The 24,220-nt window shown below is 53.8% G+C and carries 23 protein-coding genes, 2 tRNA genes and 1 pseudogene; 21 read left to right on the top strand and 5 right to left on the bottom strand.

The genetic code is table 11. The features are described 5' to 3' along the window. The 9 genes from ACTHO6_RS19335 to ACTHO6_RS19295 all read left to right on the top strand — a co-directional run bounded on the left by ACTHO6_RS19335 (window position 1) and on the right by ACTHO6_RS19295 (window position 6,859). Window positions 1-76, top strand: a tRNA-Gly gene (locus ACTHO6_RS19335). Between the two features lie 149 nt (window positions 77-225). Next, window positions 226-1,875 carry a tetratricopeptide repeat protein gene (locus ACTHO6_RS19330; protein WP_440243300.1) on the top strand — a complete coding sequence of 550 codons (1,650 nt, stop codon included), beginning with the start codon at window positions 226-228 and terminating at the stop codon, window positions 1,873-1,875. A gap of 58 nt (window positions 1,876-1,933) precedes the next feature. Next, a complete protein-coding gene (gene trxB, locus ACTHO6_RS19325; RefSeq protein ID WP_440243299.1) occupies window positions 1,934-2,893 on the top strand; it encodes a thioredoxin-disulfide reductase in 960 nt (319 codons plus the stop codon). 211 nt (window positions 2,894-3,104) lie between these two features. Beyond that, the gene (gene rapZ, locus ACTHO6_RS19320; RefSeq protein ID WP_440243298.1) at window positions 3,105-3,986 is read left to right on the top strand and encodes an RNase adapter RapZ; all 882 of its coding nucleotides are present in this window, start codon (window positions 3,105-3,107) and stop codon (window positions 3,984-3,986) included. A gap of 85 nt (window positions 3,987-4,071) precedes the next feature. Beyond that, on the top strand, window positions 4,072-5,082 hold the full coding sequence (locus ACTHO6_RS19315) for a gluconeogenesis factor YvcK family protein (protein WP_440243297.1): 1,011 nt from the start codon (window positions 4,072-4,074) through the stop codon (window positions 5,080-5,082). Window positions 5,083-5,091: 9 nt separating this feature from the next. After that, window positions 5,092-6,039: a DNA-binding protein WhiA gene (gene whiA / locus ACTHO6_RS19310; protein WP_440243296.1), complete on the top strand. Its 948-nt coding sequence runs from the start codon at window positions 5,092-5,094 to the stop codon at window positions 6,037-6,039. 51 nt (window positions 6,040-6,090) lie between these two features. Continuing rightward, window positions 6,091-6,348 (top strand): HPr family phosphocarrier protein, encoded by a 258-nt coding sequence (locus tag ACTHO6_RS19305; RefSeq protein ID WP_440243295.1) that lies wholly within the window; start codon window positions 6,091-6,093, stop codon window positions 6,346-6,348. 123 nt (window positions 6,349-6,471) lie between these two features. After that, on the top strand, window positions 6,472-6,666 hold the full coding sequence (locus ACTHO6_RS19300) for a hypothetical protein (protein ID WP_005826908.1): 195 nt from the start codon (window positions 6,472-6,474) through the stop codon (window positions 6,664-6,666). Window positions 6,667-6,679: 13 nt separating this feature from the next. Further along, window positions 6,680-6,859 carry an H-type small acid-soluble spore protein gene (locus tag ACTHO6_RS19295; protein WP_440243294.1) on the top strand — a complete coding sequence of 60 codons (180 nt, stop codon included), beginning with the start codon at window positions 6,680-6,682 and terminating at the stop codon, window positions 6,857-6,859. Between the two features lie 192 nt (window positions 6,860-7,051). Here the strand turns inward: ACTHO6_RS19295 and clpP are convergent. Together clpP and ACTHO6_RS19285 are read right to left on the bottom strand one after the other, a co-directional pair. Then, window positions 7,052-7,657: pseudogene (gene clpP, locus ACTHO6_RS19290) on the bottom strand (ATP-dependent Clp endopeptidase proteolytic subunit ClpP); the annotation flags it as partial. Between the two features lie 129 nt (window positions 7,658-7,786). Next, window positions 7,787-8,008 (bottom strand): hypothetical protein, encoded by a 222-nt coding sequence (locus ACTHO6_RS19285; protein WP_440243293.1) that lies wholly within the window; start codon window positions 8,006-8,008, stop codon window positions 7,787-7,789. Window positions 8,009-8,228: 220 nt separating this feature from the next. Between ACTHO6_RS19285 and ACTHO6_RS19280 the strand changes: the two genes are divergently transcribed. After that, the gene (locus ACTHO6_RS19280; RefSeq protein WP_440243292.1) at window positions 8,229-8,693 is read left to right on the top strand and encodes a copper amine oxidase N-terminal domain-containing protein; all 465 of its coding nucleotides are present in this window, start codon (window positions 8,229-8,231) and stop codon (window positions 8,691-8,693) included. 393 nt (window positions 8,694-9,086) lie between these two features. Beyond that, window positions 9,087-10,298, top strand: coding sequence for a branched-chain amino acid ABC transporter substrate-binding protein (locus tag ACTHO6_RS19275; protein ID WP_440243290.1), 1,212 nt, complete (start codon window positions 9,087-9,089; stop codon window positions 10,296-10,298). 221 nt (window positions 10,299-10,519) lie between these two features. On the opposite strand, the gene ACTHO6_RS19270 is transcribed toward ACTHO6_RS19275, so the two are convergent. Continuing rightward, window positions 10,520-12,391, bottom strand: a complete 1,872-nt coding sequence (locus ACTHO6_RS19270; RefSeq protein WP_440243289.1) for a PAS domain S-box protein — start codon at window positions 12,389-12,391, stop codon at window positions 10,520-10,522. A 206-nt stretch (window positions 12,392-12,597) separates the two neighbouring features. Between ACTHO6_RS19270 and ACTHO6_RS19265 the strand changes: the two genes are divergently transcribed. Next, on the top strand, window positions 12,598-12,750 hold the full coding sequence (locus ACTHO6_RS19265) for a hypothetical protein (protein WP_440243287.1): 153 nt from the start codon (window positions 12,598-12,600) through the stop codon (window positions 12,748-12,750). A gap of 122 nt (window positions 12,751-12,872) precedes the next feature. On the opposite strand, the gene ACTHO6_RS19260 is transcribed toward ACTHO6_RS19265, so the two are convergent. Next, window positions 12,873-12,947: transfer RNA gene (locus ACTHO6_RS19260), tRNA-Arg, on the bottom strand. A 233-nt stretch (window positions 12,948-13,180) separates the two neighbouring features. Between ACTHO6_RS19260 and rpoN the strand changes: the two genes are divergently transcribed. The 9 genes from rpoN to eno all read left to right on the top strand — a co-directional run bounded on the left by rpoN (window position 13,181) and on the right by eno (window position 23,426). After that, a complete protein-coding gene (gene rpoN / locus ACTHO6_RS19255; RefSeq protein ID WP_440243286.1) occupies window positions 13,181-14,554 on the top strand; it encodes an RNA polymerase factor sigma-54 in 1,374 nt (457 codons plus the stop codon). Window positions 14,555-14,560: 6 nt separating this feature from the next. After that, entirely contained in the window at window positions 14,561-14,830 is a 270-nt protein-coding gene (locus tag ACTHO6_RS19250; RefSeq protein ID WP_440243284.1) for a glutaredoxin family protein, read from the top strand. A 170-nt stretch (window positions 14,831-15,000) separates the two neighbouring features. Further along, window positions 15,001-16,026: a sugar-binding transcriptional regulator gene (locus ACTHO6_RS19245; RefSeq protein WP_440243283.1), complete on the top strand. Its 1,026-nt coding sequence runs from the start codon at window positions 15,001-15,003 to the stop codon at window positions 16,024-16,026. 18 nt (window positions 16,027-16,044) lie between these two features. Continuing rightward, window positions 16,045-17,409: a Na+/H+ antiporter NhaC family protein gene (locus tag ACTHO6_RS19240; RefSeq protein ID WP_440243282.1), complete on the top strand. Its 1,365-nt coding sequence runs from the start codon at window positions 16,045-16,047 to the stop codon at window positions 17,407-17,409. 20 nt (window positions 17,410-17,429) lie between these two features. Continuing rightward, the gene (gene gap / locus ACTHO6_RS19235; protein ID WP_440243281.1) at window positions 17,430-18,434 is read left to right on the top strand and encodes a type I glyceraldehyde-3-phosphate dehydrogenase; all 1,005 of its coding nucleotides are present in this window, start codon (window positions 17,430-17,432) and stop codon (window positions 18,432-18,434) included. A gap of 96 nt (window positions 18,435-18,530) precedes the next feature. Further along, complete coding sequence (locus ACTHO6_RS19230) at window positions 18,531-19,715, top strand: phosphoglycerate kinase (protein WP_440243280.1); 1,185 nt, start codon at window positions 18,531-18,533, stop codon at window positions 19,713-19,715. 21 nt (window positions 19,716-19,736) lie between these two features. Beyond that, a complete protein-coding gene (gene tpiA, locus ACTHO6_RS19225) occupies window positions 19,737-20,495 on the top strand; it encodes a triose-phosphate isomerase (RefSeq protein ID WP_440243279.1) in 759 nt (252 codons plus the stop codon). Window positions 20,496-20,510: 15 nt separating this feature from the next. After that, complete coding sequence (gene gpmI, locus ACTHO6_RS19220; RefSeq protein ID WP_440243278.1) at window positions 20,511-22,052, top strand: 2,3-bisphosphoglycerate-independent phosphoglycerate mutase; 1,542 nt, start codon at window positions 20,511-20,513, stop codon at window positions 22,050-22,052. A gap of 87 nt (window positions 22,053-22,139) precedes the next feature. After that, on the top strand, window positions 22,140-23,426 hold the full coding sequence (gene eno, locus ACTHO6_RS19215; protein WP_440243277.1) for a phosphopyruvate hydratase: 1,287 nt from the start codon (window positions 22,140-22,142) through the stop codon (window positions 23,424-23,426). Between the two features lie 84 nt (window positions 23,427-23,510). On the opposite strand, the gene ACTHO6_RS19210 is transcribed toward eno, so the two are convergent. After that, on the bottom strand, window positions 23,511-24,152 hold the full coding sequence (locus tag ACTHO6_RS19210; protein WP_440243276.1) for a hypothetical protein: 642 nt from the start codon (window positions 24,150-24,152) through the stop codon (window positions 23,511-23,513). Window positions 24,153-24,220 lie beyond the last annotated feature (68 nt).

Raw genomic sequence — 24,220 nt, 5'->3', positions numbered from 1 at the left:
GCGGACGTAGCTCAATTGGTAGAGCGTCGCCTTGCCAAGGCGAAGGTCGCGGGTTCGAGACCCGTCGTCCGCTCCATTACAGTTCGTAAACACCACTTGCTCTGCGCCAGTGGTGTTTTCCTGCTTTTGCCTGCGACATACACTTTAAAAGACGAGTCAGCTTGTAGGCTGCCACCGCTTCTGGTACGATACTTGAAGTGCTGCTCCTATGATGTTGGAGGGTTTATGAAACATAACAAAAGTATTTTGAAGAAAACAACTGTTGTCGACTTCAAGCAAGATGCCGCTTTTTTTGTTGACCGTGGAATGCGCTTTTTGCATCGGTACGACTATGAAAAAGCGCTGCGGTCGTTTCGTCGTGCTGTTGAGATGGAGCCAGCCAATGCGGAATGCCATTGCCATCTGGCCAGTGCCCTCGCCGAAATCGGACAGTTTGAAGCATCGAATGAAGTCCTCTACGAGGTTATAGAAAAATGGGACCCGTCCATGGTGGAAGTATACTTCTACATGGCGAACAACTACGCCAATCTGGAAGATTATCAGATGGCAGAGGAAATGGCTGTCCGCTATCTGCAAGAGGCGGGCAACGGGCATTACCGGGAGGAAGCGGAGGAACTGCTGGATTACATTTATTTCGAGCTGGACTTGCCGCCGCGCCACTTTCTTCCGAGTGAAAACGAGGATGTGTACAGCAAGCACGAACGTGCCCGCCGCAGTTTGGAGGAAGGCCGCTTCCTGGAGGCTTTGGAGATTTTGAAAGAAATCGTGGAAGCCGATCCCGACTTTTTGCCGGCATGGAATAACTTGTCTCTTGCCTATTATTATGTGGGCGATTTTCAAAAAGCGATGGAGACGATCGAGAAGACGCTGGAGAAGGAGCACGGCAATTTGCATGCGCTGTGCAACCTGGCCGTTTTGCTCTCTCATCACAACCATACGACAGAACTGCTGGCTCTGATGGACATGCTAAAGAAGGTCGTTCCGTTTCACCCGGAAAATACGTACAAGCTGGCGACGACGATGGGCGTCCTGGGACAGCATGACGACGCGTACTTTCATTACCAACGCATGTTGCGTACGGGCCGTCCGTACGAAGCCTGCACCTACCACTATGCGGCGATCTCTGCGTACTTGAGCGGACGAAAAGAGCAGGCCTTGCGCTGGTGGCAAAAAGCCAAGCAGATGGACCCGGAATCCGGGATAGCCGACCAGTACATTCAGATGGTAAAAAACGAGCAAGAAGGGGACGCTATAAAGCAGATCCCTTACCAGTACAACCCGCCGCAGCGCGAGGTGTCTTGGGAAAAGGCGCCGTTTACCGGAGTGGAGGACTTCAAAAACGATCCGATGATTCGCGCATCGCTCTTGTGGGCCTTGCAGCATGGTCGCGACGAAGTCAAATTTGCCGTTTTGCAAACTCTTTCGTTAATCGGCGATGACGAGGCGGAGCACGCTGTGCGTCAATTTTACTACCAGACCGACAATCCCCAGCTGCAAAAGCTGGCATTGCTGGCACTGGCAGATATGGGAGCGACGATGCCCGAGGATGCGTCCGCATCGGCTGGCAAACGACACACCGACAGGGCCGCCCAGGGTGAGATGAGTGTCGAAGAAGGGATTCGCCGCTACTTGCTCGCGGAAGGACAGCAGGAAGCCGGAGAATGGTGCTTGCGCGTCTGGGAAAAGCATCAGAAATACGCGCAAAGTCAAGTACAAGTGCGGAAAGCAGTTGCATGGATCGCTGCATTAGAATATGTATACGGAACTATAGGAAACAATAAAAAATCGCAAGCTTATCTGGCCAAAAAATACGGGGTCTCGACGTCAACCGTAGCCAAATGCGTCAAAGTATTGTCGACACTTGATTTTAAATAGATTATTACATTATAATAACTTTAAATAAGGAAACGTGTCAGACGAGGAGGCAACAGATATGAGCGAGCAAAAAATTTATGATGTCATCATCGCCGGAGCCGGCCCTGCCGGTATGACGGCTGCCGTATACACTTCCCGCGCCAACATGAGCACTTTGATGCTGGAGAGAGGCATTCCTGGCGGCCAGATGGCCAACACGGAGGAGATCGAGAACTACCCAGGCTTCACCTCTATTCTCGGTCCTGATCTCTCGACCAAAATGTTCGAGCATGCACAGCAGTTTGGAGCAGAATACGCTTACGGCGAGATCAAGGAAATCCGCGATGAACAGCCGTACAAACGCGTGATTGCAGGCGACAAGGAATACTTGGCCAAATCGGTGATCGTCGCGACAGGTGCCGAGCATCGCTTGCTGGGAGTGCCGGGGGAAAAAGAGCTGTCCGGTCGAGGCGTTTCCTACTGCGCTGTGTGCGACGGCGCTTTCTTCCGCAACAAAGAGCTGGTTGTCGTGGGCGGCGGCGACTCCGCGGTCGAGGAAGCTGTTTTCCTTACCCGCTTTGCTTCCAAAGTGACGATTGTACACCGTCGCGATCAGTTCCGCGCACAAAAAATCTTGCAAAAACGCGCTTTTGAAAACGAAAAGATCGAAGTGATCTGGGATACCACTGTAAAAGAAATTCGCGGAGAAGGAAAAGTGCAGTCTGTCCTTCTGGAAAACCTCAAGACCGGCGAGCAAAGAGAATTTGCGACGGACGGGGTGTTCATCTACGTCGGCATGGACCCGTTGACGGAAAGCGTACGTTCGCTGGGGATTACCAATGAGGCAGGCTATATCCTCACGGACGAAAAAATGCAAACCACAGTAAAAGGCGTGTTTGCAGCCGGAGATGTGCGGGAAAAAATGCTGCGTCAGGTCGTGACAGCAACCGGAGACGGTTCCATTGCGGCACAATCGGCCCAGCACTATGTGGAAGAACTGAATGAAAAGCTAAAGGAACAAAATGTCACAATCTCTTAACGCGCTTGTAACATGAGTGAAATAATTCAAGGGTAAGCTAAAGACAATGAATTGACCCCCTTATCTATAGAACCATGATTGCGTGGCTGGCTTTTCAGTCGCGCATCTTTTTTTGCCCAAAAATAGATGGGCGAAGGGGAAGCGCCCAAAAAGGTGCGAACCGGGCCGTGAGTATGGTATGCTATTGTCAGAATCGTAGGAGGCGAGTTGCGTGACGGAATTGGGAAACGACAAGGCCATTAATCTCCTGATTATTACCGGAATGTCAGGTGCGGGAAAAACAGTTGCGGTACAAAGCTTGGAGGACCTGGGTTATTTTTGCGTAGACAACCTGCCCCCAGTGCTGATTCCCAAATTTGCCGAGTTGGTCAAACAGTCTGGCGGGAGTATTGAGCGTGTCGCTTTGGTGATCGACTTGCGTGGACGGGAGTTTTTCGAAAATCTATCCGTGACGATCGAGAGCCTGGAGCAGATGGAGGGATTGTCGTATCACATCCTCTACCTCGATGCGAACGACCAAACGCTGGTTTCCCGTTACAAGGAAACCCGTCGCAGACATCCGCTTTCGCCGAACGGTTCCCCTCTGGAAGGAATTCATGCTGAGCGCCGTCTGTTGCAGGAAATGAAGGGCTGGGCGCATCAGATTATCGATACGAGTCAAATGAAGCCAGCGCAGCTTCGGGAAAAAATTATCAACCAATACGCCCAACAAGGATCACCCCTCACGATCAATGTATTGTCGTTTGGCTTTAAATACGGTACGCCGATTGACGCGGACTTGATGTTCGATGTCCGGTTTTTGCCGAATCCGCATTATGTAGACGAATTGCGGCCCAAGACCGGATGCGATCCGGAGGTGGCCGATTATGTGATGAAGCACAAGGAAACCAAGGAGTTCATCGAGAAGCTGACGGACTTTTTGGCGTATACCTTGCCTCATTATCAACGCGAAGGAAAAAGCCAGCTCGTCATCGGGATCGGCTGTACGGGCGGAAAACACCGTTCTGTCGCGATTGCCGAGCATCTGGGCAAGACCTTCGGAAAAGATTTTACCATACGCGTCAGTCATCGAGACATGGAAAAGAACAAGTGAGCATAGGATGGCAGGAAGAAAAACGCAAGAAAATCCGCATGAAAAAGCCACCTGTTTATTTGTATCAGAAATAATGAGGTGACATATGCCTACGAAGGGAATGGGGAGGCTGCAGGCAAGGCCATTACGAATTGTCGTCATTGGCGGAGGAACGGGTCTGTCCGTCCTTTTGCGCGGCTTGAAGCATGAGCCGGTGCATATCACAGCGATTGTAACCGTAGCAGACGATGGGGGAAGCTCGGGACGTCTGCGCGAGGAAATGGATATGCTGCCGCCCGGAGACATTCGCAATGTGCTGACTGCTTTGGCCGATACGGAGCCGTTGATGGAAAAAGTCATGCAGTACCGTTTTTCCTCAGGCACGGGATTAGCAGGGCATAATTTGGGAAATCTATTGCTTGCAGCCATGAACGAAATCACGGGAGATTTTGTCACCGCGGTCAAAACATTGAGCGGCGTTTTGGCGGTGCGTGGAGATGTGCTGCCGGCTTCCACGCAATCCATTCGGTTGAAAGCTGAAATGGCGGATGGCTCTATCGTGATCGGAGAGTCCCAAATACCGCTAACAGGCAAGGAAATCAAACGGGTTTTCCTTGATCCGGCAGACGCTGTGCCGCTGAGCGAAGCACTTTTGGCCATAGCTGAGGCGGATGCCATTTTGATTGGCCCGGGCAGCTTGTATACGAGCATCCTGCCCAATTTGCTTGTCCGGGGGTTGTTCGCTGCGATCAAGCGTTCGACAGCTCCGAAGATTTATATTTGCAACGTGATGACGCAGCCGGGAGAGACGGATGGGTTCACCGCCTCGAAGCACGTGCAGGTCATGTACGATCATGTAAAAGAAGCATTTCTGGATACGATCATTGTCAATTCAGCGGAGCTGCCAAGCCACGTATTGGAAAAATACGCGGAGAAGGGAGCAGCTCCTGTCGCCTGTGACCTGAAAAAGCTGCGTCAGCTGGGCTTGCATATTGTGGCAAAGCCGTTGGTCACATTTGAAGATGGATACCTGCGTCACGACGCGCACGCAGTGAGCAAGCAAGTGGTCTCACTCGTCAAGCGCCGACGGAGGGTGCTGAAGATAGAGAAGGAGTAGTGAGGTTCGATGTCATTCGCCGCGCATACCAAAAAAGAACTGACCATGATGGAGAGCGCCGACTGCTGTAGCAAGGCCGAATTATCTGCCTTGATCCGCATGAACGGAAGCTTGCAGTTCGGGGCAGGACGCCTGGTGCTGGATGTGACGACAGAAAATGCGGCGATTGCCAGAAGGATTTACACCTTGATTAAAAAGCTGTTTCAGACGCATTGCGAGCTGCTCGTTCGCAAAAAAATGCGGCTGAAAAAGAACAACGTCTACATCGTGCGCATCCCCAACCAAGCCAACGAAATTTTGCAAGACCTGGCGATCATGGACGGCAGCTTGTCGTTTATCCCCGGGATCGCGCCCGAGATTGTGAAAAAGTCGTGCTGCCGGGCTGCCTACTTGCGTGGGGCTTTTCTGGCGGGCGGCTCGGTCAATCATCCGGAGGCATCCAGCTATCACCTGGAGATATTTACTTCCTACCAGGATTTTTGCGAAGCATTGACCAAGATCGCCAATCGGTATAAACTAAATGCCAAGTGCATCGAACGGAAAAAAGGGTATGTCCTCTACATTAAAGAAGGCGAGAAAATCACGGAGTTTTTAAGCCTGATCGGCGCACACCAGGCTCTGTTGTATTTTGAGGACGTCCGGATCGTAAAGGACATGCGCAACTCTGTGAACCGTTTGCATAATTGTGAGATTGCCAACATCAACAAAACGGTAAACGCTGCCACCAGGCAAATGGAAAACATTCAGCTCATCGATCAGGAAATCGGGCTGGAGAATTTGCCCAGACGTCTGCGCGAGGTAGCGGAACTTCGCGTCGCTCACCCCGATATCAACTTGAAGGAATTGGGGGAAATGGTCCCAAGCGGAGTCGTCAGCAAATCGGGAATTAATCACCGCTTGCGAAAAATTAACGAAATCGCTGACAAAATACGTGAAAAACAAAATCTTTCCATGTAGATGCATGATATACTAGAAGGATAAGAGTCTACAAGGTAAGGAGGTCCATTCATGGTTCAGCAGCAGGTTGTCGTTCAGTTGAAGACCGGTTTGCAAGCTCGTCCGGCTGCCTTTTTCGTGCAGGAGGCCAACCGTTTTGTATCGGAAGTATTTGTCGAAAAAGGCAACAAAAAGGTGAACGCGAAAAGTATCATGGGTATCATGAGCCTTGCCATCAGCTCGGGAACGGAGATTACCATCTCGGCAGAAGGCCCGGATGCCTCCCAGGCAGTTTCGAGCCTCTCGAATCTGGTAAGCAAGGAAGAATAGAAAAGCGATGGACGAAAGACACTGTCCCTTCATCGGGAGGTGTCTTTTTTTGCATGGATGCATCAATTTTCGGGGCTCAGGGTATTGCTAAACAATGTAGAGCGCTAAAAGGAGGAATGACTCATGAGCAATCGTGACACGTGTCGGGACAGCTGCAACGAGGGCCGGGATGCCTACGATATGGACATCGACCGGATGATCAATGAAGGACTTGGCGGCGGGATCGTTTCCGATCAGAACGGTCTGATCGAAGAAACAAGCGTGGATACGATGACAGGGGCAAGCTCCGCGCAGCAAGCCTTAGACGACGAGCGATAAGAGGGAAGAACCGATGGATCTGACAAGAGCGCAGGCGATTCTTTATTCTCCTGAGAAAATCAAGGTAGAATATCAAGGCGAGTCGGTATGGATCGACGCTGTCGACGAGAAGACGTCTACGGCGCGCATTCATCAGGAAAAAAATCCCGGCAACAGTTTGACTGTGTATGTCAGCCAGCTGGAAGAAGTCTGAGTTTTCCCTGGCCAAAGAAACAAAGGCACAGCTGGGCAAAACCGATGGACGGACGTCCTGACGTTTGCACGGCTGTTTTTGTCAGTGCAGGATCGGGGCGTGCCGCCCGGTACCGCCGAGGCCGCAACAAGCGCCCGTACCAAAACACTCGTGCCCGCAATTCCAGTGGCACGAGTGTTTTTTGACGCGGGCTTATTTTTTCGAAGAAGGCTCGGAAGTAATGACTTTGTCGATCAATCCGTACTCTACCGCTTCTTGGGCAGAGAGGAAGTTGTCGCGATCCGTATCCCGTTGGATGCGCTCCAGCGGCTGTCCTGTACGTTCAGCCAGAATGGTGTTCAGGTGGTCGCGCATTTTCAAAATGCGTTTGGCTGCGATCTCGATATCGCTTGCCTGACCTTGCGCACCGCCCAATGGCTGGTGGATCATCACTTCGCTGTTTGGCAGCGCATAGCGCTTGCCTTTGGTTCCGGCAGCCAGCAGGAAAGCCCCCATCGATGCGGCCATTCCGATACAAATGGTGGAAACGTCAGGCTTGATGAAGTGCATCGTATCGTAAATCGCCATTCCGGCCGTGATGGAGCCGCCAGGACTGTTTATGTACAGATGAATGTCTTTCTCCGGGTCCTCCGCCTGAAGGAACAACAGCTGTGCTACCACAATGTTGGCGACCGTGTCGTTGATCGGGGTTCCCAGAAAGATGATGCGGTCCTTGAGCAGACGCGAATAAATATCGTAAGCACGTTCACCGCGGTTGGTCTGTTCAATGACAGTTGGAATCAAATTCATGTGCATCTCGTCTTCCTCCTCTCTTTGGTAAGTTTATCATACACAAAAGGTCAATGAAGGTCAAACACATAAGTGCACGCCCTCCCTACCATGTTTGCCATTTCGTCTCTCCCTAAACCTATGGCAAAAGGAAAGCATTCATTCTTCTTCCGCTTCTTCCGCCTCCGTCAGGTCTACGGACAGCTTGAGTGTCGCCTTCATCTTTTTCCCCTTGATGATCGTATATTCCTCCACCTCCTTGGCCGACAAGTGATGGATGGCTTCTGCCAGCTCCTGCTGATTGTTGTATGGCTGGATGGTCAGCAGACATTCTTCATCGCTGGCTTCCTGGTAAATCAGAAAAAAGCGATCGCTTGCCATGAGAGCTCCCCCGTTCCGCTAAAGTTATCCACAATGTTATCAACAGGTTGTGCACAAAAACATTTGTTCGCGGGATAGAACGCCTGATTTCCATAGTTTTGGCATTATGAGCCTGTCTTTTGCACAGGAAAAGGCTGGAATGAAAAGAGGAGAAAGCAAACGAGTGTAGAAATTGATAAAAGATGGAAAGTGATCTCATAATCGTCGAGGGGGATTTTGTATGCTTCGCAAGTTTTCCGCATGGATGCTTACAGCTGCTTTGGTAACCGGAAGTATAGCAACGACCGCTGCTTTTGCCCAGCCGGCATCCGCACAGCAACAACTGAAAATCAAAGTGGAGCTGAACGGCAAAGAGCTTGCGTTTCCGCAGGACATCGTGACCGAAAACGGAGTCGCCTATGTCAACGCAAGTACATTGGCACTGGCACTCGGCGGGGCAGCAGCCTGGGATACCATGACCAAATCGCTGCTGGTTTCCAAAGATAACAAGTACGGTCTGCGCATGTATCAAAACAGCACGTTCGCTTACAAAAACGGCAAGGAAATCCGCGTGCCGAACCCGCCGCGCGCAACCACGGGAGCTGTCCTGGTGCCATTGGTATATATCGCCAAGGAACTGGGAGCCAACGTAACCTACGAGGCGAAAACCCGCACATACAAGCTGACAACCGCGGTCCAATCGTAAAACGCTTGGATGATTCCTCCGTTGTGATTGCCTTCGCGCTTCTCGTATAATGGAGAAAAAGCAGGCGCAAGCGAGAGGAGACTTCCCATCATGCAAGGAGCCACGTTTGCCAGTGTAGCGATGCTGGTTGGTTTTGTGGGAGTGGCCATATACGTTATGTGCAAAGCGTATTCCCATAAGTACAAAGAATAGCAAGTATTTTCCATGAAACAGCCACTCTTGCGGGAGATGGCTGTTTTTATTGGTTTATTCGAAAATATACTGAACAAACATATGGATGAAAGGTATAGGGAGAGAGAAATATAATCGTTTCTATTGCAAATTTTCTAAAATATCCTACAATATAAGAGTGACTCATAGTTTGTACGTAAATAAAGAGGGGGATGTTTTGCTATGAAAAAACAGAAATCACTGTCCATTTTGGCAGCGACGGTAGCTTTGGGAACATTGCTTGCCGGCTGCGGTGGCGGTCAATCTAGCGCGCCACAACCGAACAACGGTGGAGGAAGCACCGGTAGCGGAGCGGCGGAGAAATTGGTCATTGCCGTGGTAGGTCCCATGTCTGGCCAATACTCCGACTATGGAAGCACGGCCAAAGCGGGTGCCGAATACGCCCTGAAGGAAAAACAAGAGGCGTTCAAAGCGCTCGGCTTTGATGTACAGCTTTCCGCCCAAGATGACCAGGCTGATCCGAAGCAAGGGGTAGCCGTCGCCCAAATGCTGATTTCCAACCCTGATGTGGTAGGTGTCGTCGGCCACGCAACAACTGGCGCCTCGATTACTGCCGCTGCCCAATACGATCAAGAAAAACTCGTGATGGTATCTCCATCCGCCACAGGCTCTGACCTGACGGAGCAAGGCAAAAAGATCGTCCACCGCATCTGTGCGCGTGACGACCAGCAAGGCTCCAAGGCAGCGATTTTTGCGAAAAACCAGCTGGGGGTCAAATCGGCGTTCATCATGCACGACAAGGCGGCTTACGGCCAAGGTCTCGCGGAAGAAGTGAGAAAGCAGTTTGAAGCAGATGGCGTGCAAGTCGTCGGCTTTGAAGGCGTAACCGCAGGCGAAAAAGATTACAGTGCGGTCATCAACCAGATCGTGTCGAAAAATCCGGAGATGATCTACTTCGGCGGCTACTACTCCGATGCCGGCATCATCGTGAAGCAAGCGCGCGAAAAAGGCTTCAAGGGCATCTTCATGGGCGGGGATGGCTACGACTCTGCTGACCTGGTGAAAATCGCCGGAGCTGAAAATGCGAACAACGTCGTCTTCACCTCGACTGTCGGTGACGTAGGCGCTACAGAAGAAGGCAAGAAATGGATTGAAGACTTCGAAAAATCGACTGGCAACAAAGTGGGGATCTTCACGTCCTTTGGCTACGACTCCATGGGCGTCATGCTCAACGGTCTGGAGGAAGCGATCAAGGCGAACGGCGGCAAAAAGCCAACCCGTGAGCAAGTGCTGGAAGCTGTACACAAAACGAAAGACTACAAAGGCAAATTCGTCAACGTGACCTTCAATGACAAAGGCGACAACGAATTCGCGTCCGTCTACGTGTACAAATACGAAAACGGACAAAAAGTTTTCATCGGCGAAGTGAAGTAATCCGTCGGCAGGAGCGGATCGTTTGGAACCTGTTCCGTCCGGCGCCAGGCCCGGCCAAAGCGGCATTCGTTCGCCGACCGAAATCGCAGCCTGCGCATACAGGATCGGCGATCAGCACACATAAGCCCACCCAAGCGAGTTAGACGCTCCTGGGTGGGCTTTGTCTTGGCGGGCGCGACAGTTTCTTCGGGTGGTCGTGGTCTTGGCACGCTGGACGCCTGTCAGGACCGTTCTTTTGAGGCGCGAGCAATCGGGAGGGTAATGGAGACAGTCGTCCCTTCCATTGGTTTGCTGCTGATTTCCAGGTGGCCTTCGTGGTCCTTGATGATTTTGCGGCTAATCATCAGTCCCAGGCCCGTGCCATGCTCCTTGGTGGTGAAAAAGGGGTCGCCCAGCTTCGGAATCAGTTCCTCCGGTATGCCGCAACCGTTGTCCGTAATCGTAATCAGTACCTCGCGATCGTTTTTCGCGCTGGTGGCAAGCAAGATTTCCCCGTGACCGCTCATGGCTTCGATTGCATTTTTCACGATGTTGATGAACAGCTGCTTCAGTTGGTTTTCTTCGCCGGCAATGATCGGATCAGTGGCAAAGGATGTGTGGATCCGGATGTTTTTCAGGTTGGCTTCCGATGCGAGCAAGGTCAGAACGTTTTCCAGCAAGGCGACGAGCGACAGGGATTTGATCTGGACGTTGTGCGGTTTGGCCAGGACGAGCAGTTCGCTGACGATGAAGTTGATGCGGTCCAGCTCGGCGAGCATGATCTCCACGTACAGATGATGCTCGCGCAAGGCGGGCTTCAAAAGCTGGATGAACCCCTTCAGCGAAGTCAGCGGATTGCGAATCTCGTGAGCGATGCCCGCGGCCAGCTCGCCAATCACCGAGAGCTTCTCCGCCTGGCGTAGCAGCAGCTCGTTTTTTCGCCGCTCGGTAATGTCGCGGGACACGATGATAAAGCCGTCGCACTCACCGCAATCGGTCAAGATCGGCGCTCCCTTTGCCTCCAGTACAATCCAGTCGCCCTGCGCGCCCCGGTAGCGAAACTCGCAAGTGCGGGGCTCCAGCGTCTGAAGCAGATCGTAAAACTGCTCACGGACACGCTCGACGTCCTCCGGGTGAACGTATTGGAAGCACATCTGTCCGGAGTGCCGCATCCCCGTAACCCGCTCGTACGAAGGCGAGAGGTACAGAATGTCTCCGTGCTGGTCGGTAATCACAATCAAATCGTCGGTATGCTCGGCAATGATTTTGCTTTCCTTTTTGATGCGGGACAGGGCAGCCTCGGATACTTTTCGTTCCGTGACGTTGCGCGACACAAACATGATGTTTTTCACTGTCCCGTCTTCCAGGAGCATGGGAATCCCGCGGGTTTCAAACGAGATCCACCCGCCATTTTTATGCCGGGAACGAATTTCGAGAAAAACGGGTTGCTTGGTGTGGAAAACTTCTTGCTGTTTGGCCAAAAAAAGCGGAATATCTTCAGGATGAGTGATTTCCAGACTGCCCGGCGAGACGAGTTCGGCAGGCGAGTAGCCCAGCTGCTGCTCGACGGAGGGGGAGACGTATATGCGCTGCAACGTCTCGTTGAAAATCGTCACGATATCCTGGGTATGGTCAATCAGCAGCCGATACTTGGTTTCGGTTTGGCGCAGTGCTTTTTCCATCCGCTTACGGTCGGAAATATCGCGCGTGACGCAAGAGGCGGCAATAATCGTTCCGCTTTCGTCTCTGATCGGGGCTGCGGACAAGGTGACTTCTACGTGCGTTCCGTCCTTGCGCTTTCGCACCGTCTCGTAGTTGGTCAAATGAACCCCCATGCTTCGTACAGCGTCAAACAGCTGTCTTGTTTCGCCGATGAGCTCATCCGGGATAAAACAGTACGGAGATGCATCCAACTCCTCCAGCGACCAACCGTAAAACTGCTCAAACGCCTGGTTCACCAAAACGATGTGATTGTCCATGTTGCTGATGGAGATGGCATCGGTCGTATCGTGAAAAAAGGCTTTCAAAATCTGATCGGGACAGAGGAGACTCGTCAGGCGGCGCGGCGTTTGCTTTTTTTTCCACGTGAACGTGGGCTTCAGCTGATCTGTCATAGATATCCTGCCTTGCGGTTCAATTATTTGGAGATTCGCGTCGAGATAGACATAAGTATTCGTGTTGTTGCCGGTATTTTCCTATCGTCAAAATCAGAATAAAGTGGAATACGCTGGGAATGGCGAATGGGCAAACGGGTAAAGGTTCAAAACGGCCGAACAAATGGGCTATAATGGAGGGAGGAAAAACTGGCGGGGGTGTATGCATGAGCACGGGTTTTATCGCTGTTCTTGTCCTTACATTTATTTTGATTATCGGAGGCACGATTTTGGTTACCAATAAAGCGTATTCCCGAAAGCCGGACCAGATCGATCCGCTGCCGGAAAACGACGGGACGAACCAAAAGCCGAATCCGTAAGCGGGAAAAATCAAGCCTGCGGCGAGGCGGCTCGTGCAGGCGCGGCTCGTACAAGCTTTTTGGGGCCGAAAACTGAGCGGTAAACAGAAAAAAGACTGGAAGGCATCCAGTCTTTTTTCCTATGGTACGCCTGAAGGGAATCGAACCCCCGCACATGGTTCCGGAGACCATTGCTCTATCCACTGAGCTACAGGCGTGTAGTATAATAGCTGACACGTATTCATTATAAGACATCCAGAGGGAAAAATGCAAACGAAAAAGCGAGGTTTTGGCAGATTTTTTTTCATGAGTGTGAACAGAGAACAGCCTATATATTTTTTTGTACACGCTCTGCATAAATTGGCAGGAAAATTGCAAGGGAGAACGAATATAATGAAAATTAAAGAGACATTCGCGAGAAGCGAATAGCAGCGGGAAGGGGGCGAGCTTCATGAACATGGGATTGGGTCTGTACCAAGAACAGACGCTGAAACTCGTGATGACGCCGGAATTGCGGCAGGCCATTACGATCTTGCAATACTCAGCCGTTGATCTGATTTCCTATTTGCAGGATCAGGCCAATGAAAATCCTGTATTCGACCTGGAAGTAGCAGGGGAAGTGGCTACGGCAAAAGCCGAAAAGCCGACGCCGGAAATCGATTGGAAGGAAATTGTCGGAAATCGTGCGACAGGTGATTATTCTTCGCTCAAAAATGAAAGCACTTACAATCCGCTCGATTACGTGCAGCAAGGAAGCGAAACCCTGTATGAGCATCTGGAGCGGCAGCTGGGCTACGTGAAAGGCTTCTCGTCCAGCCAAAGGCAAATTGCCCTGTTTTTGATCGGAAACCTGGACGAAAAGGGCTACCTGGAAATCACGCTGGAGGAAGCGAGCAAAAATCTCGGAGTCGGGGTGCAGGAGATCGAGGACGTGCTGTCGGTCTTGCAGCATTTTGATCCGGTCGGCGTAGCGGCGCGCAGCCTGGAGGAATGTTTGCTGTTGCAGTTGGAGCATCTGGCGCTCGATGACGAAAAAATCGTCCAGGTCGTGCGCCATCATCTGCAAGACCTCGCTGACAATCGGTACCAGCGCATTGCCGACAAAGTGGGCTGTACGCCGCAGGACGTGCAGACGATGGCGGATTTGGTCCGCACGCTGAACCCGAGGCCAGGCGCCCAGTTCTCCCAGGCGGAGACGAGATACGTCATCCCGGACGTGACGGTGGAGAAAGTGGGCAGCGAGTACGTGGTTCTCGTCAACGATGTGGCAGCGCCGCGCCTGAAAATCAACAGCTTTTATGAGAAAATGCTCAGCCAGCCAAAAAGTCAGGAAGAGGCGAAGCAGTTTATCCACGACAAGCTCAACGCAGCGATGTGGCTGGCGAAAAGCCTGGAACAGCGACGACTGACGCTCATGCGCGTCACCCAGGCGATCGTGGACATGCAGCGCGACTTTTTTGACCGGGGCATCCACTATTTGAAGCCGATGACGCAAAAGGAAATCGCGGAACGGGTTGGCTTGCACGAGTCGACGATCAGCCGGGCGACCAGCAACAAATACGTGCAGACGCCACGCGGTATTTTTGAGCTGAAATACTTCTTTACCTCCGCGCTCACGACCTCCAGCGGCTCTGTGACGTCCTCCGAGAGCGTAAAGCGCAGAATCAAGGCGTTGATTGAGCAGGAGGATCGCAAGGCACCGCTGTCCGACCAGAAGCTGGGGGAACTGCTGCTGGCAGAAGGAATCGAAATCTCTCGCCGTACGGTCGCCAAGTACCGCGAAGAGATGCTGATCCCGTCCTCGGCAAAGCGAAAGAGGTTTTAAGCGACCATGAATAACAAGCAGCTTGAGGTCGTCCTGTACGGACGGAAAAAATGCCATTTGTGCGACGAGGTGGAGCTTGCGATCCGCTGTTTGGCAGAGGAGTTTCCCTTGCAGTTGCAGGTGATCGACATTGAGAGCGATGAACAGCTTCACGCCGAAATGATGCTGGTGATTCCGGTTGTCGCCATCCAAGGAGAAATTGTGTTTCGCTCGATTACCCATGTGGTGACCATCGAGGAGCTTCGCGCCGAGTTCAGCAAGCGCCAGTTGCGTTGAAAAAGCTCTCCCTGCCAAGAATGGGCGAGGGGGAGCTTGCATGTTTTTCCTCGATATGCTACATTCAAGGTGTAAGCAAGCGATCTTTTTTTTGCACCAATCGGGACAAAAAATGTATATACCGGGACGAAATTTGTCCCGATCAATTTTACAGCCAAGGATGTAAGTACATGCGACGATTACTGGAACTGCAGCAAAAGCTGCTGCCTGACCTGATTCCGGTCTTGCGCGAGAGGTACATGTTGCTCCGGTCGATCTACCACTTGCAGCCGATCGGGCGCAGAGGGCTGGCCCAAGCGATGAATACGACGGAACGTATTTTGCGGGCGGAGGTCGAACTGTTGAAGGAGACCGGGATGCTGACGGTTACCGCTGCCGGGATGCATCTGAGCGAGGAGGGGCAGCAGGTGCTGGACGACATGGAGCCGCTTGTGGGCGAGCTGTTTGGCCTTACCGACTTGGCAGAAGGTCTGCAAAAGAAGCTCGGCATCCCGGAAGTAATCGTGGTGCAGGGCGACGCAGACCAGTCGCCGTGGGTCAAGGCGGAGCTGGGCCGCGTCGGAGCGAGAGTCCTGAAGCAGGTCGTGCGGGAGGGAGACATCGTCGCCGTGACAGGCGGCACCTCCATCGCCAGCGTTGCCCATCATCTGACGCCTTCCGCTTCGTTCAGAAATGTGCAGTTTGTGCCCGCACGCGGCGGCCTGGGCGAGCGAGTGGAGCTGCAAGCCAACTCGCTTGCCGCTGCCATGGCTGCAAAAACCGGCGCCACCTACCGGCTGCTTCACGTGCCGGATCGCTTGCATCCGGATGCCTTGCAGACGCTGCTCAAAGAGCCGCAGGTGCAAGATGTGCTCTCGCTTTTGCGCGATACGCGTATCGTGCTGCACGGCATCGGCGACGCCCTCACAATGGCTCGCCGCCGCAATTACTCGGAGGAAGAGCTTGCGGAGCTGGCAAAAGCGGGAGCCGTATCGGAGTCCTTCGGCTACTACTTTAATGAAGCGGGCGAAATCGTCCACCGGATGCCGACGATCGGGCTGCAACTGGAGGAAGTGCACAAGGCGGAAACCGTGCTCTCCATAGCCGGGGGCGAAAGCAAGGCAAAAGCGATTCTTTCCTTTGCCAAACAATCGTGTCAGAATGTACTCATTACGGATGAAGGGGCTGCAAGAGCCTTGTTGTCCGCACGATTGTAACGGAAGGAAGCTGATCGTATGTCTATGGCGCAGGGGATGCCCATTCTGGCGATGATGGCAGGAATTGTACTCAGTTTGTCACTCGGTTTTCCGATTGCGCAGGGGATTGTTTTTGCGATCCTGGTCACACTGGTTAGTGTGACCAAACTGGGCTATTCCTTGAAGCAGCAGTTCAGGTTTGGCTGGGAAGGCGTCAAGAAGACGAAGCCGGTTCTCATGATCCTCTTTTTGGTGGGCGTGCTGATCCCGCTTCTGATGATGGGCGGAACCATACCCGCGATCATTTACTACGGATTGTCCATCGTCAATGTCGATTATTTGTTTGTTCTCTCCTTTTTGCTGACAGGAGCGGTCAGTTATCTGCTGGGGACCTCTGTCGGCACCTTGAGTACCATCGGCCTGTCGCTGATGGGGATTGCCCATGCGGCAGGCATTTCGCCAGCGATTGTCGGTGGAGCGTTGATCTCCGGAGCGATGGTGGGAGAGCGGTTTTCGCCGATTTCCAGCAGCCGGCTACTCGTCCTGGCCAATGTCGGAATGACGGAAGAACAGGACAGGCAAACAAGGCGTCCTGCCATGCTCGCGACAGGCATATGCGCCGTGCTGTTTCTCCTCATGGATCTGTTTCGCACACAGACAGGTTCCGGCGAGATGATTCAGATGTATCAAGGGCTGTTGACCAGTCACTTTTCGATTCATTGGCTGCTCATGCTGCCGCTGATTGTCCTGATCGGGTCTTTCGCCCTGCGAGTAAAGGCCGTGACCGCGCTTTTGTACGGAATCGTGGTCAGTGCCGTGATGGTCGGCATTCACGGACAGCTTGACGCCAAGACGTTTTTTTCCGCCATGCTGTACGGATACGAGCTGCACTCGGGCACTGCGCTGGATCAGCTTGTTCACGGCGGCGGGATGGTGGCCATATTGAACGTTCTGCTGCTGATTGTCCTGGCAGGCTTTTTGAACGGCATTTTGAACCAGGCCCACATCCTTGCGCCGATTGTCGACAAGTGGATGGGCCGTACGAAAAATCCGACGGTACTGGTCGCCAAAGCGGTAGCCTTGTCCCTGTTGGTCGTCATCATCAGCTGCAACCAGACGATTCCCATTCTGGTGCTAGGCTCGACGCTTCTCGAACGGTTCTCGCAATGGACGGGCGGACGCGAGCTGCTGGGCAAAACGATGCTGGACTCCACGGTTGTCATGCCTGTGCTGATCCCGTGGAACGGCCTGTCGATGGTGATGGCTTTGACGCTCGGCGTTCCGACTGTACAGACATTGCCTTTCGTGTTTTTCAGCGTGGTGTTGCCGATTGTTACGATTCTCTCCACCCGAGGCTTTTCGCCGGAAGGTGGGTTTATAGCCACAAAGAATAAAGCTAGCTAAACGAGCAGGAGGTTTTTGTTATGGTAAAAGTAGGGATTAACGGTTTTGGACGAATTGGTCGCAACGTGTTCCGCGCAGCACTCAACAATCCGCATGTAGAGATCGTAGCCGTAAATGATTTGACTGACGCGCAAACGCTCGCTCATCTGCTCAAATACGACTCCGTACACGGTGTGCTGGACCTGCCTGTAGAAGCGGGCGAAAACACGCTGATCGTGGGCGGAAAAGAAATCAAGGTTCTCGCTGAGCGCGATCCTGCCCAACTGAAATGGGCCGACTACGGTGTCGAGATCGTCGTGGAGTCTACAGGCCGATTCACCAAGCGCGAAGATGCGGCGAAGCACCTGGAGGGCGGAGCGAAAAAAGTCATCATTTCCGCTCCTGCTACCAACGAAGACATTACCATCGTCATGGGTGTCAACGAGGACAAATACGATCCGGCGAAGCACACGGTCATCTCGAACGCGTCCTGCACTACCAACTGCCTGGCGCCGTTTGCCAAAGTGCTGAACGACAAGTTCGGAATCGTACGCGGTCTGATGACTACCGTACACTCCTACACCAACGACCAGCAAATTCTCGATCTGCCGCACAAAGACTTGCGCCGTGCCCGCGCTGCTGCGGAGAACATCATTCCGACCTCCACTGGCGCAGCCAAAGCGGTGGCGCTCGTGCTGCCTGAGCTGAAAGGCAAGCTGAACGGCTTCGCGATGCGCGTCCCAACGCCAAACGTGTCGGTAGTCGACCTGGTAGCCGAGCTGAAAACCGATGTGACAGTCGAAGAGATCAACAACGCGCTGAAGGAAGCGGCCGAGGGTCCAATGAAGAACATCCTGGGCTATTCCGAAGCTCCGCTCGTCTCCTCCGACTACAACGGCAATCCGGCGTCCTCCACAATCGATGCGCTGTCCACGATGGTTCTGGAAGGAAACATGGTGAAAGTCGTTTCCTGGTACGATAACGAGTGGGGTTATTCCAATCGTGTCGTAGACTTGTGTCATTTTGTTGCACAGCGCGGCTTGTAACACGTAAAATAGAACTGTTGTGAAAAAGGGAGAGCAATCTCCCTTTTCCCATATGTTTTTTCCGAATAAAAAGCCAATGATTTGGGAGGATCGTTCATGAACAAGAAATCTATCCGCGATGTTGAGCTGGCAGGCAAGCGCGTATTTTGCCGTGTCGACTTTAACGTGCCGATGCAGGACGGGACCATCACCGATGATACGCGCATTCGCGCTGCCGTGCCAACTATCCGTTTCCTGATGGAAAAAGGAGCCAAAGTCATTCTGGCAAGCCATTTTGGCCGTCCGAAGGGGCAAGTAGTGGAAGAGATGCGTCTTACTCCTGTCGCTTCCCACCTCTCTACGCTCTTGGACAAGGAAGTGCGCAAGCTGGATGATTCCATAGGAGCAGACGTAGAAGCGGCCGTTGCGCGCATGGAAAACGGAGACGTGATCCTGCTCGAAAACGTGCGCTTCCATGCGGGAGAAGAAAAGAACGATCCGGAACTGGCAAAAAGCTTTGCGGCGCTGGCCGATCTGTTTGTCAATGACGCTTTTGGGGCCGCTCACCGGGCACACGCTTCCACAGCGGGAATCGCCCGCTACATTCCGGCTGTAGCCGGGCTGTTGATGGAAAAGGAAATTCGCTTCCTGGGCGGAGCCTTGTCCAATCCGGAGCGTCCGTTTACAGCCATCGTCGGCGGCGCAAAAGTAAAAGATAAAATTGCTGTGATTGAGAATCTGTTGACCAAGGTCGATCACCTGATTATCGGCGGCGGCATGGCCAATACCTTCCTCAAGGCGCAGGGCTACGGCGTCGGCGCTTCGCTGTGCGAGGATGACAAGCTCGATCTGGCCCGCACCTTGATGGAGCAGGCCAAAGAGCGCGGCGTCGAGCTTTTGATGCCAGTCGACGTCGTCGTGGCAGACCGTTTTGCGGCTGACGCGGAGAAAAAAGTCGTTTCCATTGATGCCATTCCGGACGGCTGGATGGCGCTCGATATCGGGCCGAAAACCGTGGAACAATACCGGAGCGTCATTGTCGCGTCCAAGACGGTTGTCTGGAACGGGCCGATGGGCGTGTTTGAAATGGATGCGTTTGCAGAAGGGACAATCGGTGTCGCCAAAGCGATGGCAGCGTGCGCGGGTACGACCATCATCGGCGGCGGAGACTCCGTGGCTGCCGTGGAAAAAGCGGGCGTAGCCGAGCAGATGACCCACATTTCTACAGGTGGCGGGGCGTCGCTGGAGTTTATGGAAGGCAAGGAGCTGCCGGGCGTAGCCGTGTTGGCCGATCACGAATAAGAGCAAAGCGGGGGAGTTTGCATGCGGACACCAATTATCGCGGGGAACTGGAAGATGTTCAAGACGATTGCCGAGGCGAAGGCGTTTGCGGAAGAAGCCAAGGCCGGCAACAGCACTTCCGGCGTTCAAAAAGTCATTTGCGCGCCATTTACAGCTTTGGCTGCCTTGAAAGAGGCGTTTGCCGGCACGGATATTGCCGTTGGCGCGCAAAACATGCATTTTGCCGAGCAGGGGGCATACACCGGGGAAATCAGTGCGGCGATGCTGAAGGAAATCGGCGTGGAGTACGTGATTCTCGGCCATTCCGAGCGTCGCCAATACTTCAACGAAACAGATGAGACCGTGAATCAAAAAGTCGTCGCTGCGCTTGCCGCAGGTCTGGTGCCGATCGTGTGTGTCGGCGAAAGCCTGGAGCAGCGGGAAGCAGGCGAGACCGCTCAAGTGGTGCGCACGCAGACAGAAGGGGCGTTTGCGGGCCTGACAGCCGAGCAGGTGGCGACAAGCATCATCGCCTACGAACCGATCTGGGCGATTGGCACAGGCAAGTCCTCGACTGCCGAGGATGCCAACGAGACGATTGCGTTGATCCGCAGCGTGGTCGCAGAGCGCTTCGGCCAGGCGACAGCGGAAGCCGTGCGCATTCAGTACGGCGGCAGCGTCAAGCCGGAAAACATCGCCAGCTACATGGCGCAGCCGGATATCGACGGTGCGCTGGTCGGCGGAGCGAGCCTGGCTGCGGACAGCTACTTGCAGCTCGTGGCAGGTGCGGCCAAGCGATAGGAGGAGGAGAAACAGATGGCACAACGACCAAAACCGGTAGCGCTGGTGATTCTGGATGGCTTTGCCTTGCGTAACGAAACGTATGGCAACGCGGTAGCGCAAGCGAACAAACCGAACTTCGACCGTTACTGGAATGAGTACCCCCACGCTACGCTGGAAGCGAGCGGACTGGCTGTCGGATTGCCGGAAGGGCAAATGGGGAATTCCGAGGTAGGACATCTGAACATCGGGGCAGGCCGTGTCGTCTATCAGGATTTGACCCGGATCACCAAGTCGATTCGCGAAGGCGCCTTTTTTGAAAACGAAACGCTGGTAGCTGCCTTCGAGCATGCGAAGCAAAACAACAAGCAGCTCCACCTGTTCGGCCTTTTGTCCGATGGAGGCGTACACAGCCATATCGAGCATCTGTATGCGATTTTGGAGCTGGCCAAGCGGCAAAACTTTGACCGCGTCTACATTCACGGCTTTCTCGATGGCCGCGACGTATCGCCGGACAGCGCGGTTGGCTACATTGAACAGCTGCAAGCAAAAATGGCGGAAATCGGCGTAGGCAAAATCGCAACCGTGCAGGGCCGCTACTATGCGATGGACCGGGACAAGCGCTGGGAGCGCATCGAAAAGGCGTACCGCGCCATGGTGTATGCGGATGCGCCCGCCTACCGTGATCCGATCCAGGCGGTCAAAGAATCCTATGAAAAGTCGATCATGGACGAGTTTGTCATGCCGACTGTGATTGTGGGCGAGGACGGCAAGCCGGTGGCGAAGATCGAAAACGGCGATGCCATTATCTTTTACAACTTCCGTCCAGACCGTGCGATCCAAATCTCGCAAGCCTTTACAAATGAGGACTTCCGCGGTTTTGATCGCGGCGAGGGACGTCCGCGCGATCTGCACTTCGTCTGCCTGACCCACTTTTCCGAGACGGTGAACGGGTATGTGGCCTACAAGCCGTCCAATCTGGACAATACCTTGGGAGAAGTGCTTTCGCAGCACGGATTGAAGCAACTGCGCATCGCCGAGACGGAGAAATATCCGCACGTGACCTTTTTCTTTAGCGGCGGGCGCGAGCAGGAGTTTCCCGGGGAGACGCGCATCCTGATTCCTTCGCCAAAAGTGGCAACCTATGACCTGCAGCCGGAGATGAGCGCTCCTGCGGTTACCGATGCGGTTGTCAAGGAGATTGAAGCGGAGAACTTCGATGCGATCATTCTCAACTTTGCCAACTGCGACATGGTCGGTCACTCCGGCAAAATGGAGCCGACGATCAAAGCGGTGGAAACCGTTGATGCGTGCCTGGGGCGCGTGGTCGATGCGGTTCTCGCCAAAGGCGGCGTAGCGATCATTACAGCCGACCACGGCAATGCCGATCTGATGCTGGATGAGGAGGGGCGTCCGATCACCTCGCACAGCACTTATCCCGTACCTGTGATCGTGACCAAAGCAGGCGAGAAGCTCAGGGAGGACGGCATTTTGGCCGATTTGGCCCCGACCTTGCTCGAACTGTTGGGAGTAGAACAGCCGATAGAGATGACAGGAAAATCGTTACTTGCAAAATAGCTCGCTCTAGGACACACTGTTAAGTGACTAGACGCCAGACGAATAGGGGCGGGGCAACTCGCATACGAAAAGGAGATGGATCGTGAAATGGCAATGATTACTGACATTTATGCACGCGAAATTATGGACTCCCGCGGTAATCCGACCGTGGAAGTGGAAGTCTATCTCGAAGACGGTTCGATGGGTCGGGCAGCGGTTCCATCCGGGGCGTCCACAGGCGCTTATGAAGCGGTAGAGCTTCGCGACGGGGACAAATCCCGCTACCTGGGCAAAGGCGTTCTGAAAGCCGTCGAAAACGTCAACGAAATCATTGCGCCTGAGTTGATCGGCATGGACGCTCTGGATCAAGTCGGCATCGACATGGCGATGATTCAGCTCGACGGTACGCCAAACAAAAGCAAGCTGGGCGCAAACGCGATCCTCGGCGTCTCCATGGCGGTCGCACGCGCGGCGGCTGACTCTCTCGGAGTGCCTCTCTACAACTACCTGGGCGGCTTCAACGCCAGAACGCTGCCAGTTCCGATGATGAACATCTTAAACGGCGGCAAGCACGCTGACAACACCGTAGACATTCAGGAGTTCATGGTGATGCCAGTAGGCGCAGAGTCCTTCAAGGAAGCGCTGCGCATGGGCGCGGAAATTTTCCACTCCCTGAAAAAAGTGCTGCATGACAAAGGACTGAGCACAGCTGTTGGCGATGAGGGCGGCTTTGCGCCAAACCTGAAATCCAACGAAGAAGCGATCACGACCATCCTGGATGCGATCAAGGCTGCTGGCTACGAGCCGGGCAAAGACGTGTTCCTCGCACTGGACGTAGCGGCGACCGAAATGTTCAAGGACGGCAAATACCACTTCGAAGGCGAAGGCGTGGTCAAAACAACCGAAGAAATGATCGCGTTCTACGAAGACCTGGTAAGCAAATACCCGATCATCTCCATCGAAGACGGCTTGTCCGAAGACGACTGGGATGGCTGGAAAGCGCTGACTGACAAGCTGGGCAGCAAAGTACAGCTCGTGGGCGACGACCTGTTCGTGACCAACACCGAGCGCCTGGCGCGCGGTATCGAGTCTTCCACAGGCAACTCCATCCTGGTCAAGGTAAACCAGATCGGTACCCTGACAGAGACGTTTGAAGCGATCGAAATGGCGAAGCGCGCCGGCTACACAGCGGTAATTTCCCACCGCTCCGGCGAAACCGAGGACTCCACCATCTCCGATATCGCGGTCGCTACCAATGCGGGACAAATCAAGACAGGGGCGCCTTCCCGTACCGACCGCGTAGCGAAGTACAACCAATTGCTGCGCATCGAGGACGAACTGGCGGACACCTCCCGTTTTGGCGGACGCGCTGCATTCTACAACCTGAAAAAATAAGGCCATCAGCCCGCTGGAAGAGCGGCACCTGCGCAGATGTAAAGAGGCGCAGGTGCCGCTTTGTTCGTTTGCATGGTTTTTTGGCTAGTGCAGTCTGCGACAATGGGGCGGCAAGCGAAAAGGGGAGCAGTCCAGCGGGAGCTTGCGAGCGGGGACAGGGATGGAATCCGGGCGCGGTGTACACATCCGGCCCATTACTTCCAGGACGACAGGGGCCTCGACGAGAATCTCCAGGCAGGCGAAGACATCAAGCTCCACGGCTCCCGTATGCGGCAACAGCGCGGGGTTCGGACGGCATTCGGCAGCGGCGATCCGGTAGGTAATGTTGGTGTGGTCCAAAGGCGGCGGCAGACTCAGCGCGACGTGTTCATCCAGAGCGAGCGGTACGGGAAGCTCGAACAGCAAATCACCCGTAGCGAAAAAGAGGACGCTGAGCGTTGCTTCGATGACGAAACGGGCAATCGAGAGGGGCATGGGCTGGCTGTCTGCCAGGTAGGTAGCCTGTCGCAGTTGAGGAAGCAGGCGGCAGGAGACAGGCTGGCAGGAGCAAGGGTGGTCGGGAGGCAGACATTGGACGGAAAGTGGCTGGCCGTTACGCAACGCGGCGTGCAGAGAAGGGCGAAAAGGCTCAGGGACAGGGAGCCGCAAGCGGGAGTAGCTGGTCACAAGTACCCAATCGTATACTTTGGGCAGGCGAACGTATTGTTCCCGTAGCAGTTTTGGCAAGACGGCTCCCTCCTTTTGCCTGGCACTGGATGTTGTTACTACATACTATGGGAGATGCGGGCAATAGG

This window comes from Brevibacillus sp. SAFN-007a (assembly GCF_051967035.1).
Classification (GTDB): Bacteria; Bacillota; Bacilli; order Brevibacillales; family Brevibacillaceae; genus Brevibacillus.
This window is presented reverse-complemented; position numbering and strand designations above follow the sequence as displayed.